The organism is Pseudoflavonifractor capillosus, from assembly GCF_016902575.1.
Lineage (GTDB): Bacteria > Bacillota > Clostridia > Oscillospirales > Oscillospiraceae > Enterenecus > Enterenecus capillosus_A.
This window is the reverse complement of record NZ_JACSNZ010000188.1, coordinates 1-204: the sequence shown is the minus strand read 5'-3', so window position 1 is coordinate 204 and position 204 is coordinate 1. Positions and strand designations below refer to the sequence as shown.

The window sequence follows — 204 nt, the reverse complement described above, 5'->3', positions numbered from 1 at the left end:
ACGATGGCCCGTTGGTCAAGTGGTTAAGACGGCGGCCTCTCACGCCGCAAACACGAGTTCGACTCTCGTACGGGTCACCATTCGAAAGCAAACTACGGATCATTCGCTTCCACGCCAGCGTGAAAGCTCACTCCCTTCGTTGCTTTCTCATTTCCATCGACAAACACTTCGTTGGTTTGCCGATGGAGCCCAAGTGCTTTTGGG

At 53.9% G+C, this 204-nt stretch carries 1 tRNA gene; it reads left to right on the top strand.

Features of this window, described 5'->3' with window-relative positions:
• Positions 1–5 precede the first annotated feature (5 nt).
• Positions 6–80, top strand: a tRNA-Glu gene (locus H9X86_RS13190).
• The last annotated feature ends 124 nt before the right edge of the window (positions 81–204 follow it).